The organism is Streptomyces ziwulingensis (assembly GCF_039542605.1).
GTDB classification, from domain to species: domain Bacteria; phylum Actinomycetota; class Actinomycetes; order Streptomycetales; family Streptomycetaceae; genus Streptomyces; species Streptomyces ziwulingensis.
Map to the genome: position 1 here is coordinate 281646 of NZ_BAABIG010000052.1, position 16099 is coordinate 297744.

A 16099-nucleotide genomic window follows, 5' to 3' on the forward strand; every position below is an offset into this window, starting at 1 on the left:
ACCTGGAGCGGGCCTTGTATGTGAAGAGCTACCGAACCGATCGGGCTCACCAGGTCATCGAAGTACGTGACGTCCCGGGCGCGGACGGCCTGCGCCAGGTGGAACGGCAACTGCACGCCGCGCTGCGGCGCTGCCAGGCGCCCGCCGTGCTGCTCGACATACACGCCGCTCAAGTGCCGCTCGCGGCCCCGCAGATGCTGGTGCGCACACGCCTGCTCGCGCAGCGCCGAGGCATCTTCCTCTGCGTCATCGCCCGGCAGCCGCGGCTCGCCGAGACCCTCCGGGCGGAGGGCCTGGAGAGCGTCCTGCGCGTGACGCGTACGCTCGACGAGGCGAGGGCCCGGGCCGGGACGGGGTGCCCGGCGGTCCGTCCGCCCGCCTCACCCAAGGCGGGAACCCGGCTCAAGGCCCGCCTCTACCGCCTGATCTGCTCCGACGCCGTCACCGGACGGCAGCCGGCGATGACGGTCCGGCACCCGTGACCTGCCCGGCCCCCCGTCCCGCTCCGGGCCGCCCGGCCCCGCTTCGCGGTCTCTCCCCGTGGACAGCCGTGCGGCCCCGGGGTGGCCGCGGGCTACGGTGAACCTCCGACTGACCGACCACGTCAGTTCTCCCGGAGGAAGGCGTACCACGTGACGACCGTCGCGTATCAGGGCGAGCACGGTTCCAATTCGGCGGCCGCCACCGACGAGCTGTTCCCGGCCGCCGCGCAGTTGCCGTGCACCGGATTCGAGCAGGCCCTGGACGCCGTCACGCTCGGCACCGCCGACGTGGCGGTCATCCCGGTGGACAACTCGGCGGCCGGACGGGTCGCCGACGTGCACCACCTGCTGCCCGAGTCGGGCCTGTTCGTGACCGGGGAGCACTTCCACGCCATCCACTTCGACCTCATGGGCGTCCCCGGCGCGACCCTCGACGACGTGCGGATCGTCCGCAGCCACGTGCACGCGCTCGGGCAGTGCCGGAAGCTGCTGCGGGAGGGCGGCTGGCGCACCCGGGTGAGCGACGACACCGCGGGCGCCGCCCGTGAGGTGGCGGAGCTGGGCGACCCCCGGCACGCGGCTCTCGCGCCGCCCGGCGCGGCCCGGCACCACGGCCTCCAGGTGCTGCGGGCCGGGGTCGAGGACGACCCGGACAACACCACCCGGTTCGTCGTCCTCTCCCGCGACCGCTCCGTCCCGCCGGCCACCGGCGAACCGACGATGACAAGCCTGTTCTTCGCCGTCCGGAACATCCCCAGCGCGCTCTACAAGGCCCTGGGCGGCTTCGCCAGCAGCGCGGTCAACCTCACCAAGATCGAGAGCTACCAGATGGGCGCGGGCCTCAACCCGAGCTGCTTCTACGTCGAGATCGAGGGCCACCCCGACCAGCCGCACGTCGCGCTCGCCCTCCAGGAACTGCGGTTCTTCTCCAGCGAGGTCCGCCTCCTCGGCGTGTACCCCGCGCATCCGCACAGGTTCCGCACCGGATCCACGGGCCTGAGCCGTGCCATGATTGCTACTCGACAGTAGCTCCTGGTCCCGGCGGAAGGCAGTCCGATGGCCCGTGTGTTCACCGTGAGCGGCAGCGTCGTCGTGGACGTGTCCCCCGAGGACGCCTACCGGGCCGTGAGCCGTCCCGAGGACATGGGGCGCTGGAGTCCGGAGAACCTCGGGACGGCCACCGCTCCGGCTCCGCAGAGCGGTCCGGCGGTGGTGGGCACCACCTTCGTCGGCCGCAACAAGCGCGGCAGGTTCCGCTGGGTGACGCGGTGCACGGTCACCGCGGCCGACCCCGGACACCGCTTCGCCTTCCGCGTGCACGCGATCGGCCGCTCCCGGCCACGCCTGCGCGGCCCCATCGCCACCTGGGAGTACCGCTTCGAGCCCGCGGCCGGCGGCACGCGGGTCACCGAGACCTGGACGGACGACCGGCGCCGCTGGCCGACGTTCGCCGCCGACGCCTTCGACCGGATCGCCACCGGGGGCAGTACGTTCGCCCGGTTCCAGGCCCGGAACATCGAGAAGACGCTGCGCAACCTCAAGCGCGAACTGGAGCGCGGGCCCCACACCTGACGCCCCCGGCACTCCTCGCCACCGCCCGGCCGGCGAGCGCCCCTCAGAACAACTCGCCCTGACTGGCCGCCGCCCGGCCGGTACGCCCGGCCGGCGGACGTGGTGTCTCGTCGCCGAACAGCGGGGCCGTGCCGCACTCGTCGGGCACCGCCGGTACGGCGGCCGGCTCACCGGACACGTCCAGCCGCAGCGGCGCCTGCCGGTCGAAGTCGTCAGGGGTCATGCGCGTCCAGTCGCGACCGTGCCGCTCGCTCACTCGCCGTCTCCTGTCTCCTCGCCCGGGCCCCGCTCCTGAACGCGTGCTCGCACGGCGAAGATCCACACATCCCCGGCGGAGCGCGCTCCGCAGTATCTCCCCTAACGGGTGAACGTCGCGGTCGCACGGCGTGTCGCGGAAGCCGGACCCGCACGCTCACGAGGACCGGGAGGCGCGTGGGCGGGGAGGGCGGACGGTGGTACGGGGGCGGCAGCCGATGCCGGCACAGGGCCGGGCGCGGCACGCGCTACGGGTCCGCGCCCGCTACGCGTTCGACCGGAGACTGGCCCGGAGCACGGGCGTGCTGCTCGCCTGGCTCGCCGCGGGGTGCCTCGCGGTCGTCGTGCCGGTCAGCACCGTACTGGTGTGGACGGACCCCGGGGCGCCCCGCTCCCTGTCCGGCCGGCTCACGGCGGTGTGGCGGACCAGCGCGGAGACCCTGCGGCTCGGCGGAGTGACGGGATCTCCGCTGCGGATGCTGCTCTCCGTGCTGCTCGGCCTGATGGCCCTCCTGTGCGTGTCCACCCTGGTGGGCCTGGTCACCACCGGTCTCGGCGAGCGGCTGGAGGATCTCCGGCGGGGGCGCTCGACGGTGCTGGAGCGGGAGCACGCGGTGGTGATCGGCTGGACGGAGCAGGTGTTCACCGTGGTCGGTGAACTCCTCGCCGCCCGCGCCCGGGGCGTGGTCGCCGTCCTCGCCGACCGGGACCCCGCCGACATGGAGGCGGCGCTGACCGCCGTGCTGGGCGCCACCGCCGGCCTGCGGATCGTGTGCCGCACCGGCCGGCCGACGGACCCCGCCGCACTGGCGCTGGTGAATCCGGCCGACGCCCGGTCGGTGCTGGTGCTCCCCGCCGCCGACGACGAGAGCGACCTGGAGGTGGTCCGCGTCCTGCTGGCCCTGCGCACGCTGCTCGGCGGGCGGGCGGGGCCGCCGGTGGTGGCAGCCGTGCGCGACGCACGCCACCTGCCCGCCGCGCGGTTCGCCGCCGGGCCGGGAAGCCGCGTCCTGGAGACCGACCTGTCCACGGCGCGGCTCCTGGCGCAGTCGGCCAGGCGCCCCGGACTCCCCGCGGCGCTGCACGACCTCCTGGACTTCGCCGGGGCCGAACTCCACGTGGTCGACCTCCCGCGACCGGCCGGACTCTCCTTCGCGCAGCTCGCGCTGTGCTTCGACACCTGGTGCGTCGTGGGATACCTGCGGGCCGACGGCCGCGCCGTGCTCACCCCGCCCGCGGCCACCGTGCCCGCACCGGGCGACAGACTGGTCGTCGTGGCCCACGACGACCGGGCCGCACCGCCCACCGACTGCCGGTCCCACATCGACCGCACGGCGATGGCGGCGCCGGTGCCCCCGGGCGACGCTCCCCTACGGCTGCTCCTGCTCGGCTGGAACCGCCGCGCCCCGCTGCTGGTCGACATGGTCGGCCGGACCGCCCGGCCGGGGTCCGTCCTGGACGTGGTCACCGCGCCCGGCGCCGGCCCGGCGGAGGCGGACCGCACCGGCCCGGGCGGCTCCGCACACCTGCGCCTCACCCACCGCGTCGCCGACCCGGCCGCACCGGAGACGGTGCGCGCCCTCGACGTGTTCGGCTACGACGGCATCGTCGTGCTGGGACCGGACGCCGGCACCGGCGCCGAACGCTCCGACGACCAGACCCTCCTGACCCTGCTGATGCTGCGGATGCGCGAGGAGGGGGAGGGCCGGACGCTGCCGGTGGTGGCCGAACTCTCCGACCACGACAGCCGGGCGCTCGCCCCGCTCGGCCCGGCCTCCGCCGCGGTCGTACGCGGAGAGCTGACCGCACTCCTGATGGCGCAGATCTCCCAGGACCCCGCCCTGGCCGCCGTGTTCGACGAGATCTTCGCCGTCCGGGGCGGTGCCCTGGACCTGCGGCCGGCCGGACACTACGTGCGCACCGGCGGCGAGGCGTCGTTCGCCACGGTGGCGGCGGCGGCACTGGAGCGAGGGGAATGCGCGATCGGGTACCGCACGGACGACCCGCGCGGCGACGGCATCCGCATCTGCCCCCGCAAGACCGAACGCCGCCGCTGGCAGGCCGGGGACGAGGTACTGGTACTGACGGCCGCCCCGGCCACCCCCGGCGGGACGCCCGGCCACGGCACCGCGGCCGGCGGGGGAGCCGAGGTGCCGGGCACGCGGCGGGAGAGCGAGGACGGCGGAAGGAAGGCCGGGCAGCCCCCGGGGTGAGCCGAACGGACCGCACGGCCCCCGGTCACGAGCCCCCGGTGGCCGGGGGCGCTGGGCGGCCCGGCGCAGCTCGCCCGCTGCCCGCCGTACGCCGTTCAGCTCACCGTCCCGGCCCGGTCACGGATCTACACGAAAGTGCGCTCCAGTCCCTCCGCTTTTCCGGTGCCTGCCCGCACCTCACCCCTGGAGCAACCGTGAACGCAAGTCCGCCGTCGCACCCCGGCAGACGCACCCTGCTGAAGACCGCCGTGGCCGTGCCCGCCGCGGGGGCGGTCACCGCCTCCGCCCTCGCCGCCGGCGCCGCACCCGCACGGGCCGCGGCGGACGCCCGGGGCGCCGGTTTCGACGCCGACTCGCCGCGCTTCGCGCTCGCGGTGCTGCCCGACACCCAGTACCTGTTCGACGCGGACAGCGCCGACCCGGAGCCGCTGCGCGCCACGTTCCGGTACCTGCTCACCCAGCGCAAGGAGGCCAACGTGGCCTTCATGACGCACCTCGGCGACATCACCGAACACGGCACGGCCGACGAGATCGAACTGGCCGCCGACACCTTCGAGCTGATCGACCGCCGCATTCCCTACAGCGTCCTGGCCGGCAACCACGACATAGCCTCCGGCGACGACCAGCGCGGCGACACCCCCTACCTCGACGCCTTCGGACCGCACCGCTTCGCCGCCGCCCCCACCTTCGGCGGCGCCTCCCCGGACGGCTACAACAGCTACCACCTGCTGCGCGCGGCCGGCCGCACCTGGCTGATCCTCGCCCTCGACTGGCGGGTGTCCGCCGCCGGCCTGAGCTGGGCGCAGGGCGTGCTCGACGCCCACCCCACCGTGCCCGCCGTCCTCACCACCCACGACCTGGTCTGGGCGGAGGACGACGGCACCGCCCACCTCTCCGACAACGGCACCCGCATGTGGGACGGCCTGGTCAAGGGCAACGACCAGATCTTCCTGGCGCTCGGCGGACACTACTGGCCGCCCGGCCGCACCGTCCTCAAGAACGACGCCGACAACGATGTCCACCTGCACATCACCAACTACCAGGACCGCTACTACGGCGGCGCCGGCATGATCCGCCTCTACACCTTCGACCTCGTCCGCAACGTCATCGACATCGAGACGTTCTCGCCCTGGTTCCTCTCCCGCGACCCGGCCGACCGGACGCCGCTGGAGGCGGAGACCCTCGAACTGACCGGGCCCGTCGACCGGTTCAGCCTCACCGTCGACTTCGAGGACCGCTTCCGCGGCTTTGCCCCCGCGGTGGTGCCGAAGCCGCGCCCCGCGGCCGACGTCCTGGTGCGCGGCACGGTCGCCTACTGGCGGTTCGACGCCTCCGGGGCGGCGCTGCCCGCGGCGGGCGCCCCGGTGCCGGACGGCACCGTCGTGCGCGACCTGTCCGGCAACGGCAACGACCTCACCGTCGGCCGGCTGCACGACAGCGGTGCCCAGGCACTCACCGTCTCCGCAGACCACCACGTGGGACAGCCCGCGCACGGCAGCCTCCGCTTCGACGGCGGTACGGGCCCCGACCGCGGCGCCATCCTCACCACCGGCCGGCGCGCGCCGCTCAACCGGGAGAAGTTCCCGCACGGCTACACCATCGAGACGTTCATCCGGCTCCCCGAACCGTTCGTGGGCGACCACGCCTGGATGGGCATCCTGAGCTGGCAGGGCCGCAACGGGGACGCCGGCAAGACCACCGGCTGGTCCCCGCTGGAACCGACGTGCAGCCTCAACCTCTCCTCCGAGCGCTTCCTGCAGTTCGTGGTCTATCCCGAACGGCAGGACGCCGATCCGACCTCCTGGAGCCACGCCCTGCCGGTGGGACGCTGGACCCACATCGCCGTCGTCAACGACGCCCGCCGCACCGTCCTCTACGTGGACGGCTCGAAGATCGCCCGCAACCCCGCCCAGCGCTCGACCGGCATCGCCACCCTGGGCAAGCCGTTCACCCTCGGCGCCACCCAGTTCGACGAGGAGTTCGGACAGGGCTTCTACGGCTGGATGGGGGACACCCGCATCGTCGACCGCCCCCTGACCCCGAAGCAGTTCCTGACCCCGTTCGCCTGACGGGCCCCGCCCCGGGGCCGGCCCGCCGCACGGGCCGGCCCCGGGCGCCCGCCGGCGCGGTGTCACCAGTTCTTGTACGTCACGTCGCCGAGGCCGCAGAAGGTGCAGCCGGAACCCAGGAAGTCCTCGGTGCGGCGGAACTCCTCGTCGGCCAGGTGCCAGCGCAGCCAGGCGGTGATGATGTGCTGGCCGTTACGGGTGGCGAGGAGGTGGTCGGTGTCGTCGAGGATGTTGAACCACACCGGCACGTCCGTGTTGGTGTAGTCGCGCTCCATGTTCGCCGTGGCGAAGTCCTCGTCGCCGCCGACGTACAGGGTGGGGTTGCGCAGGCTGTCGGGGCCGTTGCCGTCGAAGGAGCCGCCGGCCACGTGGATGGTGGTCTCCAGCCGAGGCTCGTCGGCCACGTCGAACGTTCCGATGGAGCCGCGGGAGTGGCCGCCGAAGGCCACCTCCGACAGGTCGAGGTCCTGGTACAGCGGACTGCTCGGGCCGGCGTTCTGGTCCTCCAGCCAGTCGAGGGCGTCGACCATGTAGTCGCCGCTGCTGGACGACACCTCGCTGTAGACGACGAACCCGTGCGAGGCCCACTGGCGCAGCATGTCCTCGTAGGCGGCGGGGTCGCTGCCCGCCCCCGGACCCCAGACGAGGACCGGGTGGTCCACACCGTTCTGCCCCGCGTTCGTCGGGTACACCAGCCAGCCCTCGTCGTCGGGTCCGGCGGTGGTGTCGATGGACACCGCGTACGGGCCGGGCGCGGTGACGTCGTCGACCGGCGGCAGCGACCCGGCCGGCGGGTCGGGCGGGCCCTCGCCGTCCGTCGCCTCGACGAGGACGTCGTCGACGGTCAGCGTCTCCAGAGCGCTGTTGGCGTCCAGCGAGAAACGCAGCCGTAAGTCCCTGCCGTCGGCCGACGCCGGCAGGCGGAACGACGTCGCCCCGGTGGCGGTGCGCGCCGATTCCAGCGTGGTGAAGGAGCCGCCGTCCACCGAGTAGGAGGCGGTGAACGTCTCACCGAGGTCCAGCCCCGACGCGGCCCGTGTGTAGGACACGGTCACCTCGCTGTACCCGGTCAGGTCGACGGGCGCGGAGGTGAGGGAGGGACCGGAGGCCAGCGATCCGCTCAGCCGGGCTCCGTACGTGCCCGTCCGGACGGTTCCGGACGCGGTGAAGGTACCGAGCCCGTCGGAGAAGTCCTCGGTGTAGACCGGGGTGGCGGCCGAGGCGGGGGTCGTGAGGGCGCCGCCGGCACCCACGACCGCGATGCCGAGGGCCACCGCGCCGAGTGCGCGCAGGCGCCCGCTGAGACGAGTCATGTCCTGAATCCCTTCTGCCCGCGCCGGCCAACTCCGCCGGCGCATCCGTGTGTCGGTCCGCGAGAGTCGTGCCTGTCACCGGTCACCGAAGGGTCGCTCAAGACCGTTCCGGGACCGGCCCACGTCGATTCAAGCGGGATTCACGGGCGCGGGAATCGGTGACATCACCGGTCGGCCGGTCACAGGAAGTGCGACCGGCTCGCCGGGCGGACGCCGCTCGCCACGAGCATGGCGCTCCAGGACGCCGACGGACTGGCGTTGAACACCACCGCTTCGGCGGCCTCGGCCGTGCCGTCCCTGGCGAGCGCGGAGTACAGGTTGAGCAGCACGTCGTTGGGGCCGAGGTGGCCGTAGCGGCGGAGGTTGCCGGGGCACGCGTCGTCGATGGTGATCCCGAGCGCGTCCGCCTGGAAGCGGAAGGACCCGGCCGACATGTTCTGGGTGATGTGGTAGCGGATGTCCGACGGCTGCCGGCCGTTGCGGTCCAGGATGCGCCGGTACAGCCCGCGCATCCGGCCGCGGGTCTCCATGGCCAGGTTGAAGGAGTACCGGGGGAGGTCGGTGCACTCCTCGCGCCACCGCTCGTAGGGGCGGTCCCGGAAGTCGACGCGGAACAGGTCCCAGTAGGCGCCGCTGGTCTCTGCCAGGACGTCGAGGATCCTGACGGGTCCGTCCCGGGCCACCACGAGCGCCTGCCCGCAGTCGCCGTACACGGTGACCGGGTGACGGTAGCGGTGCGGGGTGGCGGGCTTGCTGCCGTGCGTCACCAGGACGTGCCGGACGTCCGGATCGGCGTACAGCAGGCCGCGGGCGGCCAGCAGGCCGGGGACGATCGAGGTGCAGCCCAGTCCGCCGACGGAGAACGCCAGCGCCCGTTCGGCGCCGAGCAGCGCCTGGGTCCTGGTCGCCTCGGAGACGGCGAACGCCTCGGGGGCCCGGGAGTCGATCACGATCAGGGCGTCCAGGTCGTCGGGGCTCAGACCCGCCTCGGCGAGCGCCTGCCGGGCGGCGCGGACGGCCAGCCCGACCGCGTCCAGCCCGTCGTCGGCCGGCACCCGGTCGATGCCGAGGGCCAGGCAGGTCTCCCGCTGCGCGGGGGTGAGCGCGGCCAGTTCGGGCAGTTCCCCGACGGCGACGGACCGGGTGGGCAGGTACCAGGACGCGGCGCGCAGCGCGAAGGCCGACACCGCTCACCCGGCCAGTTCCGCGAAGGCGCGGACGGTCTCGTCGGCGAGCGACTCGGCCGCCTCCTCGCTGTGCCGGCCGTCGTACAGGAGGATCAGTTGCAGCGCACCGCCGGTGACCGTGGTGGTCAGCACCAGCGGGAACGCCTCGGGCATCCGCTTCGGGGCCTGGACGGACGCACCGGGGCGGTTGCGCAGCAGCGTCACGCCCGTGTCGAAACCCGACCCGTCGTGGGTGCCGTGGATGACCAGCACCTCGGGTTCGGGCAGCGCGCGCAGCGCTGCGAGCGCCGGTGCGGCGGGCGTCAGGTGGCGCAGGAGGCCGTAGCCGACACCGTCGTTGGGCACGGACCGGACCCGGTCGGTGACCGCGGGCAGGTTGTCCCGGACGGTCGCCGCGGGGTCGACCGGCAGCACCAGCGGGTGCACGCTGGTGAACCAGCCGATCGCCGGTGACCGGCCGGCGGGCCGGTAGACGTTCGGGGTCGCCGCGCCTTCCGTCATGACGTACGCGCCGGTGCTGCCGGACCAGCGGGCCAGCGCGCAGGCGAAGGCGCACATGGCCGCCTCCTCCGTGTCCGGGCCGCCTTTGAGCACGGTGGCGACCCGCTCCGGGGCGAGGCGCCGGCGGGCGACGCCGCCGGGGTGCGGGCGGGGCGCCGGGTCGGTGAGGAGGGCGGCGCCGGAGCGCAGGGTGCCGGTCCAGTACGCCAGTTCCCCGGCCAGTTCGTCGGAGTCCGCCATGTCCTGGAGGTGCTGCGACCACTCCCGCCAGGCCAGGGACGGCTCGGGTGGCGGCAGCGGACGGCCGGCGAGCAGCTCGGTGAGCGCCGCGTCCAGGTCGTCGATGAGGACCACGGTGGCGACGTTGTCGAAGACGAAGTGGTGGACGACAAGGACGAGCCGGCCGCCCCGGCCGTGACCGCGGTCGTAGTAGCGCACCCGCAGCACCGGACCGCGTTCGAGGTCGACCAGCGACCTCAACTGGTCCAGGTCACGCGCCAGGTACTCGCGCTCGCGCGGCTCGTCGAGCGCGGGCAGCACCTGGACGTCGAAGACGTCGCGGGCATCCGGTTCGGCGCACTCGATCCGCGGGCCCAGGCTGTTGCGGCGGAAGCGGTAGCGCAGCGTCTCGTGCCGGGCGAGGAGGTGCTCGACCGCCGTGCGCATGATCTCGCCGCTGATCCGGGTCGTGGTCTCCAGCGGGTGCACCTCCAGGAAGTCCGGTGCGCCCGGGGGCATCCGTTCGAGGAAGCCGCGCATGATGGGCGTCAGGTGCGGGCGGCCGGCCGGCCGCGCGGCCGGCGCCGGTGCCGCCGGTGCGGCGTCACCGGGCGGCGCACCGGGCCAGCCGGCGGTCGCGGCCGCCGCCAGCTCCCGCAGGCTGTGGTGGAGCAGCATCTGCTGGGGGGTGAAGTGCACCCCCGACTTGGCGGCGCGGGCGGCGACCCGGACGCCCAGGACGGAGTCCCCGCCCAGCTCGAAGAAGTTGTCGTCGGCCCGGACCCCGTCCACCACCAGGAGTTCGGCGACGATCCGGACGAGTACGTCCGTGGCCCGGTCCGCCGGTCCGCCACCCGTCGGTGACGTGGCGACGACGGGTGCGGCGGGCACCGGCGCGGCGGGCGGCGGTGAGGCGCTGGTCGGCATGGCCATCTCCCTCAGAGTCCTGCGGTCGAGCTTCCCGGTCGCGGTCCGTGGCAGACGTTCGTGCGGCACGACCGCGCTCGGCACCATGAAGGCGGGCAGCGCGCGGGCGGTCCGGTCGAGCAGTTCGGCCTCGGCGGGCGCGGGCGGCCCGGCCGCCACATGGGCGATCAGCCGGGTGGCGCCGCTCGGCGCCGTCACGTCCACCACCGCGGCCTCGCGGACCGCCGGGTGGGCCAGCAGCACCCGTTCGGCCTCGGCCGGCTCGACCCGCCGGCCGTCGATCTCCACCTGGTCGTCGAGCCGGCCGGTGAACTCCACGGTGCCGTCCGGGCGGAGCCGCCCCAGATCGCCGGTCCGGTACCGGCGCGCGCCCGGTTCGGCGGCGTCCGGATCGGCGGTGAACCGGGCCGCGGTGAGCCCGGGCAGTCCGCGGTAGCCGCGGCCGACCGGGGCGCCGCCGACGGTGATCTCTCCGGTCGCACCGGCCGGGACCGGCCGCCCGGACCCGTCCAGCAGGCTGACGGACGTCCCCGTCACCGGCCCGCCGATGGGCGGCAGAGCGGCCGCGCCGGCGGCCGGGACGATCTCGCCGGCGGTGGAGACGACCGTGCACTCCGTCGGCCCGTACATGTTCACCAGCCGGAACGGGCAGCCGGGCGGCGGGGTCACGCGCAGCCGGTCGCCGCCGGTGGCCAGCACCCGCAGGCGCAGGCCGGGCGGCCACTCGCCCTCGCTCAGCACGATCTCGGCGAGCCGGGTCGGCAGGAAGGCCGCCGTGACCCGGTGGTCGGCGAGCCCGCGCAGGAACGTACCGGGCTCCTCCAGCGGGGTCGGCGCGAAGTGCAGGGTGGCGCCGCGGCACAGGGTCGACCACACCTCCATCACGAGGACGTCGAACCCCGGCGCCGCGACCTGCAGCACCCGGTCGTCCGGGGTCAGTTCCAGCTCCTCCTGGTACCAGCGCACCAGGGCGGTCAGGTTCCGGTGCTCGATCTCGCAGCCGTGCGGGCGGCCGGTGGAGCCCGAGGTGTAGGCGACGTAGGCGAGATCGCGCGGGCCGGACCGCCGGGGCGGGTCCTGCTCGCCGTCCGGACCGGGGTCCGTCAGGTCGATCGGTGTGCACGGCCGCCCCGCCAGGTCGCCGAGGACCGTCACAGCGCCGCCGGTGCCGGCGGCCGCCAGGTCGGTCAGCACGTCCTCGGTCCGCTGCCGCGGCCAGCCCGGGTCGACCAGCACGAACGCACCCCCGGCCTTGGCCACGGCGAGCCAGCCCACCACGAGGCCGACGCCGCGCCCGGCGACGACCGGCACGGTGCTCTCCGCGCCCACCCCGGCCGCGACGAGCCGGCGGGCGAGCCGGCCGGCCAGCGCGTCGACCTCCCGGTAGGTGTGCACCCGCCCGTCGGCGACGACCGCCGGGTGGCCGGGGCGCTCCTTGGCGCGGGCGGCCACCTCCTCGTGCACGAGGAGTCCGGCGGGCCCGGCGGGCGGGGCGCCGGTGAGGACGGAGGGCCGCGGGGCGGCGGGGCGCGGGGGCTTCGACGGCAGATCGGCCACCCGCCGGTCGGGGTCCGCCAGCGCGGCGCCGAGCAGCGCGGGCAGCCAGGCGGTGAGCCCCCGTACGGTCTCGCGGTCGAACAGCGCGACCGCGTACTCCACGTAGGCGTGCATCGGGCCGTCGTCCTGATCGGTGACGCCGAAGGTGAGGTCGAACTTGGCGGTGCCGGGAGCGATGCCCGCGAGGTCCCGGTCGAGCAGGCGGGTGACCTCCAGACCGGCCGGGACGTGGGCCGGGGCGGGGGCGTTCTGGTAGGTGTAGGCGACGTCGTAGAGCGGATGGCGGCCGGGTTCGCGGGTCCGGCACACCGCGGACACGATCTTCTCGAACGGCATGTCCTCGTGGTCCAGCACCCCGGCGACGGTGTCCGCGCACCGGCGCACCACGCCGGTGAACGTGAGGTCGTCGCCGACCTTCGTGCGGAACGGCGGCAGGTTGTTGAAGTAGCCGATCAGCTCGTGCGTCTCGGGGTGGCCCCGTCCCGACGTGCCGACGCCGACCACGATGTCGTCGCTGCCCGACCAGTGGTGGAGCAGGACGTCCACCAGCGCCAGCATGGTGACGAACGTGGTGACGCCCTGCGCGCGGCTGTACGCCCGTACGGCGGCGGCCGGTTCGGCGCCGATGGTGAACTCCACCAGGTCGCCCCGGAAGTCCTGCGCGGCGGGGCGCGGCCGGTCCAGCGGCAGCGGGGCGGTGCGCAGTCCCGCGAGCTGCTCCCGCCAGAAGGCGAGCCCGGCCTCCAGCCGGTGCCCGGTCAGCCAGGAGCGCTGCCACGCGGCGAAGTCCGCGTACTGGACGGGCAGCTCGGGCAGGTCCGCGGGGCGCCCGGTGCGCCGGGCGCGGTACAGCTCGAAGAGGTCGCGGAAGAACACCGCCGGCGACCAGCCGTCGAAGACGATGTGGTGGTACGTGTACAGCAGCACGTGGTCGTCGTCGGCCAGGCGCAGCAGCGCGGTCCGCAGCAGCGGCCCCGCGGCCAGGTCGAAGGGGCGTACGGCCTCGGTCCCGGCGAGACGGCGGGCCTCCTGCTCGCGGCGGGACGGGGGCAGCGCGCCGAGGTCGGTCAGCGGCAGGTCCGGCCCCTCGGGCAGCACCTGGACGTACGGTTCGCCGTCGTCGTCGCGCACGCACGTGCGCAGGATCTCGTGCCGGGCACCGAGGTCGCGCAGCGCGCCGCGCAGCGCGGCGACGTCCAGCGGACCGCGCAGCCGCAGGTCGGCCGGGATGTTGTAGAGCGGGCTGCCGGGGTGCAGCCGGTCCAGGTACCAGAGCTGTTCCTGGCCGAAGGAGAGGGGCAGCCGGCCGCCGCGCGGGACGGGGGTGAGGGACCGGCCGGTGCCCGGGGCGGCGCCGCTCGCGCGCAGTTCCTCGACACGTCGAGCGAGGTCGCGGGCGGTGCGGTGGGCGTAGAGGTCGGCGAAGGTCAGCACCACGCCGAGGTCCCGTTCCAGCCGCCGCAGCACGCTGATCCCGGCGATCGACGTGCCGCCCAGGGCGAAGTAGTCGGAGTCGGGGCGCACGCCGGTGGCCCCCAGCACCTCCTCCCACGCCGCCACGACGGCCGGTTCGGCGGGGGCGTCCGCGGCGGCTCGCCCGGCGGGCCGCGCCACGGCCAGAGGGGCGCCCGGCGGGGCGGCCGGCGCCTGCGGCCGCCGGACCCAGCAGCGCACCGGCTCGAAGGGGTACGTGGGTGCTTCGATCCGCCCGATGGGGCGGGAGTGCGGGCCGGCGCCGGTGGCGGCGTAGTGGCGCTCCCAGTCGAGCGTGCCGCCGGCGGTGTAGACGCGGCCGAGGCGGTCGAGCAGCCCGCGGCGGCCCTCGCCGTCGAGCAGGGTGACGACCGGCAGGTCGGGCGCGACGCGGCGGATCTCGCGGGTGAGGACGCCGTCGGCGGCCATCTCGACGAGGACGGCGCCGTCGCGCCGGAAGCCCTCCACCACCTCCCGCAGCCGGGCCGGGTCGACGGGGGCGGGCGCCGGGGCGGCGGCCGCCGCGAGGGCGGCGTCGCGGGCGGACAGCTCGCCCTGGGCGGCCCGCACGGCGAGGGTGCCGCCGCCGGACCCGACGAAGTGGGGGTCGCTCACCCCCCAGGAGGTGAGCAGCCGGTACAGGGCGAGCCGGCGCAGGAGCAGCAGGCCCGCCGGACCGGTCGCGGCGGCGTCCGGCCCGTCCGGCGCCACCCGCAGCGCGGGCTCCTCGGCGGCGAGCCGCGCCCAGTCGTTCTCGTCGATGGTGGCGTCGGCGGAGAACACCAGGACGATCCGGCGTTCCGGGACCGGCCGCGACTCGTCCGGCAGCGCCGCGGACCGCAGGGCGCGCGCGAGTTCCGGTACGTCCGCGGCGGTGCACGCCAGCCGGAAGGGGTGGTCGTCGCGGCCCCGGTTCAGGGTGTGCGCCACGGCGCGCAGCGAGTGCCCGGTCGTCTCCGCGAAGTCCGCCAGGCGCCGGCGGTGACGGGCGAGGGCGGACGCCGACCGCGCCGAGACGGTGACCAGTTCGGCGCCGGCTCCCGGGCCGTCGTCGGCGGGCCGCTCGGGCGGCTGTTCCAGTACGGCGTGGACGTTGGTCCCGGTCAGCCCGAAGGAGCTGATCCCGGCCCGTCGCGGGGCCGGACCGGCGGGCCACGCACCGCCGGCCGGTTCGACCCGCACCGGCCCCCGGAAGTCGATCAGCGGGTTGGCCTCGGCGAAGTGCGCCGAGGGGTAGCGCACCCCGTGCCGGACGCTGCCCAGCGCCTTCAGCAGGCCGACGACGCCCGCCGCGTTGCCGAGATGCCCGATGTCGCCCTTCACCGAGCCGATCACGCACCCCGGGGTGTGCACGCCCGCGTCGCCGAACGCCTGCCGCAGCGCCTCGACCTCCACGACGTCACCGAGTGGCGTGGCCGACCCGTGGCACTCCACGTAGCCGACGGAACGCGCCTCCACGCCCGCGTCACGCCACGCCGCGGCGATCACCTCGGCCTGCGCGGCCTGGCTCGGCGCGCCCATGCTGGCCGCCCGGTAGCCGTTGTGGTTGACCGCGATGCCCTTCAGCACACCGAGGACGCTGTCGCGGTCGGCGAGCGCCCTGGACAGCGGCTTCAGCAGCACGATGCCGCCGCCCTCGCCGCCGACGGTGCCGTCGGCGCGCGCGTCGAACGGCAGGCAGGTCCCGGTCGGGGACTCCACGCCGCGCAGCGCCTCGCGGTCCTGCGCCGGGGTCAGGGCCGTCTGGACGCTGAGGCCCCCGGCGAGCGCGAGATCGGCGTCCCCGCAGCGCAGCATCCGCACCGCCTGCGCGACCGCGGCGAGGGCGCTGCTGCACGCGGTGTCCACGACCAGCGAGGGCCCGGCGAGGTCGAGCAGGTACGACACCCGGGCGGCGATCGCCGCGGGCAGCGTGCCGAGGACGTGCTGGGGATCGTCCTTGGGCACCAGGCTCTCGTACGTCGGGTCGGTCTCGGCGAGGACCACCGCGGTCCGTGACCCGCGCAGCCGCCCCGGGGCGTAGCCGGCGTGCTCCACCGCCTGGTACGCCAGTTGCAGGGCGAGCCGCTGGTGCGGGTCCATCAGCTCGGCCTCACGCCGGGAGATGCCGAAGAACGCGTGGTCGAAGAGGTCGACCCGGTCCAGGTAGCCCATGGGCAGGTAGGACACGCCGGGGACGCCGCCGGTGTGCCGCACCCGGTCCGCGCCGGGCCGCCCGATGCCGTCGTAGCCCGTGCGCAGGCGCTCGTGGAACTCCGTCAGGTCCGCGGCGCCGGGGAACAGGCCCGCGGCTCCGATGATCGCCACCTCGTCGTGCTGCACACCGAACCC

General features: G+C 75.1%; 9 protein-coding genes. 5 read left to right on the plus strand and 4 right to left on the minus strand.

Features of this window, described 5'->3' with window-relative positions; all coding sequences use genetic code 11:
* The first annotated feature begins 20 nt into the window (after positions 1-20).
* From ABEB00_RS24485 to ABEB00_RS24495, 3 genes are all read left to right on the plus strand, one after another.
* On the plus strand, positions 21-482 hold the full coding sequence (locus ABEB00_RS24485; RefSeq protein ID WP_345622290.1) for an STAS domain-containing protein: 462 nt from the start codon (positions 21-23) through the stop codon (positions 480-482).
* A gap of 150 nt (positions 483-632) precedes the next feature.
* Positions 633-1511 (plus strand): prephenate dehydratase, encoded by an 879-nt coding sequence (locus ABEB00_RS24490; RefSeq protein ID WP_345622291.1) that lies wholly within the window; start codon positions 633-635, stop codon positions 1509-1511.
* A gap of 27 nt (positions 1512-1538) precedes the next feature.
* Complete coding sequence (locus ABEB00_RS24495) at positions 1539-2054, plus strand: SRPBCC family protein (protein WP_345622293.1); 516 nt, start codon at positions 1539-1541, stop codon at positions 2052-2054.
* 43 nt (positions 2055-2097) lie between these two features.
* Here ABEB00_RS24495 and ABEB00_RS24500 read toward each other — a convergent pair whose 3' ends face one another.
* Positions 2098-2310, minus strand: a complete 213-nt coding sequence (locus ABEB00_RS24500) for a hypothetical protein (protein WP_345622294.1) — start codon at positions 2308-2310, stop codon at positions 2098-2100.
* A 217-nt stretch (positions 2311-2527) separates the two neighbouring features.
* Between ABEB00_RS24500 and ABEB00_RS24505 the strand changes: the two genes are divergently transcribed.
* Both ABEB00_RS24505 and ABEB00_RS24510 read left to right on the plus strand, forming a co-directional pair.
* Complete coding sequence (locus ABEB00_RS24505) at positions 2528-4522, plus strand: CASTOR/POLLUX-related putative ion channel (RefSeq protein ID WP_345622295.1); 1995 nt, start codon at positions 2528-2530, stop codon at positions 4520-4522.
* Positions 4523-4716: 194 nt separating this feature from the next.
* Complete coding sequence (locus ABEB00_RS24510; protein ID WP_345622296.1) at positions 4717-6591, plus strand: LamG-like jellyroll fold domain-containing protein; 1875 nt, start codon at positions 4717-4719, stop codon at positions 6589-6591.
* Positions 6592-6653: 62 nt separating this feature from the next.
* Here the strand turns inward: ABEB00_RS24510 and ABEB00_RS24515 are convergent, their stop codons facing one another.
* The 3 genes from ABEB00_RS24515 to ABEB00_RS24525 all read right to left on the minus strand — a co-directional run bounded on the left by ABEB00_RS24515 (position 6654) and on the right by ABEB00_RS24525 (position 16090).
* Positions 6654-7904 (minus strand): poly(ethylene terephthalate) hydrolase family protein, encoded by a 1251-nt coding sequence (locus ABEB00_RS24515; RefSeq protein WP_345622297.1) that lies wholly within the window; start codon positions 7902-7904, stop codon positions 6654-6656.
* 179 nt (positions 7905-8083) lie between these two features.
* On the minus strand, positions 8084-9091 hold the full coding sequence (locus ABEB00_RS24520) for a 3-oxoacyl-ACP synthase (RefSeq protein ID WP_345622298.1): 1008 nt from the start codon (positions 9089-9091) through the stop codon (positions 8084-8086).
* Positions 9092-9094: 3 nt separating this feature from the next.
* The gene (locus ABEB00_RS24525) at positions 9095-16090 is read right to left on the minus strand and encodes an amino acid adenylation domain-containing protein (protein ID WP_345622299.1); all 6996 of its coding nucleotides are present in this window, start codon (positions 16088-16090) and stop codon (positions 9095-9097) included.
* Positions 16091-16099 lie beyond the last annotated feature (9 nt).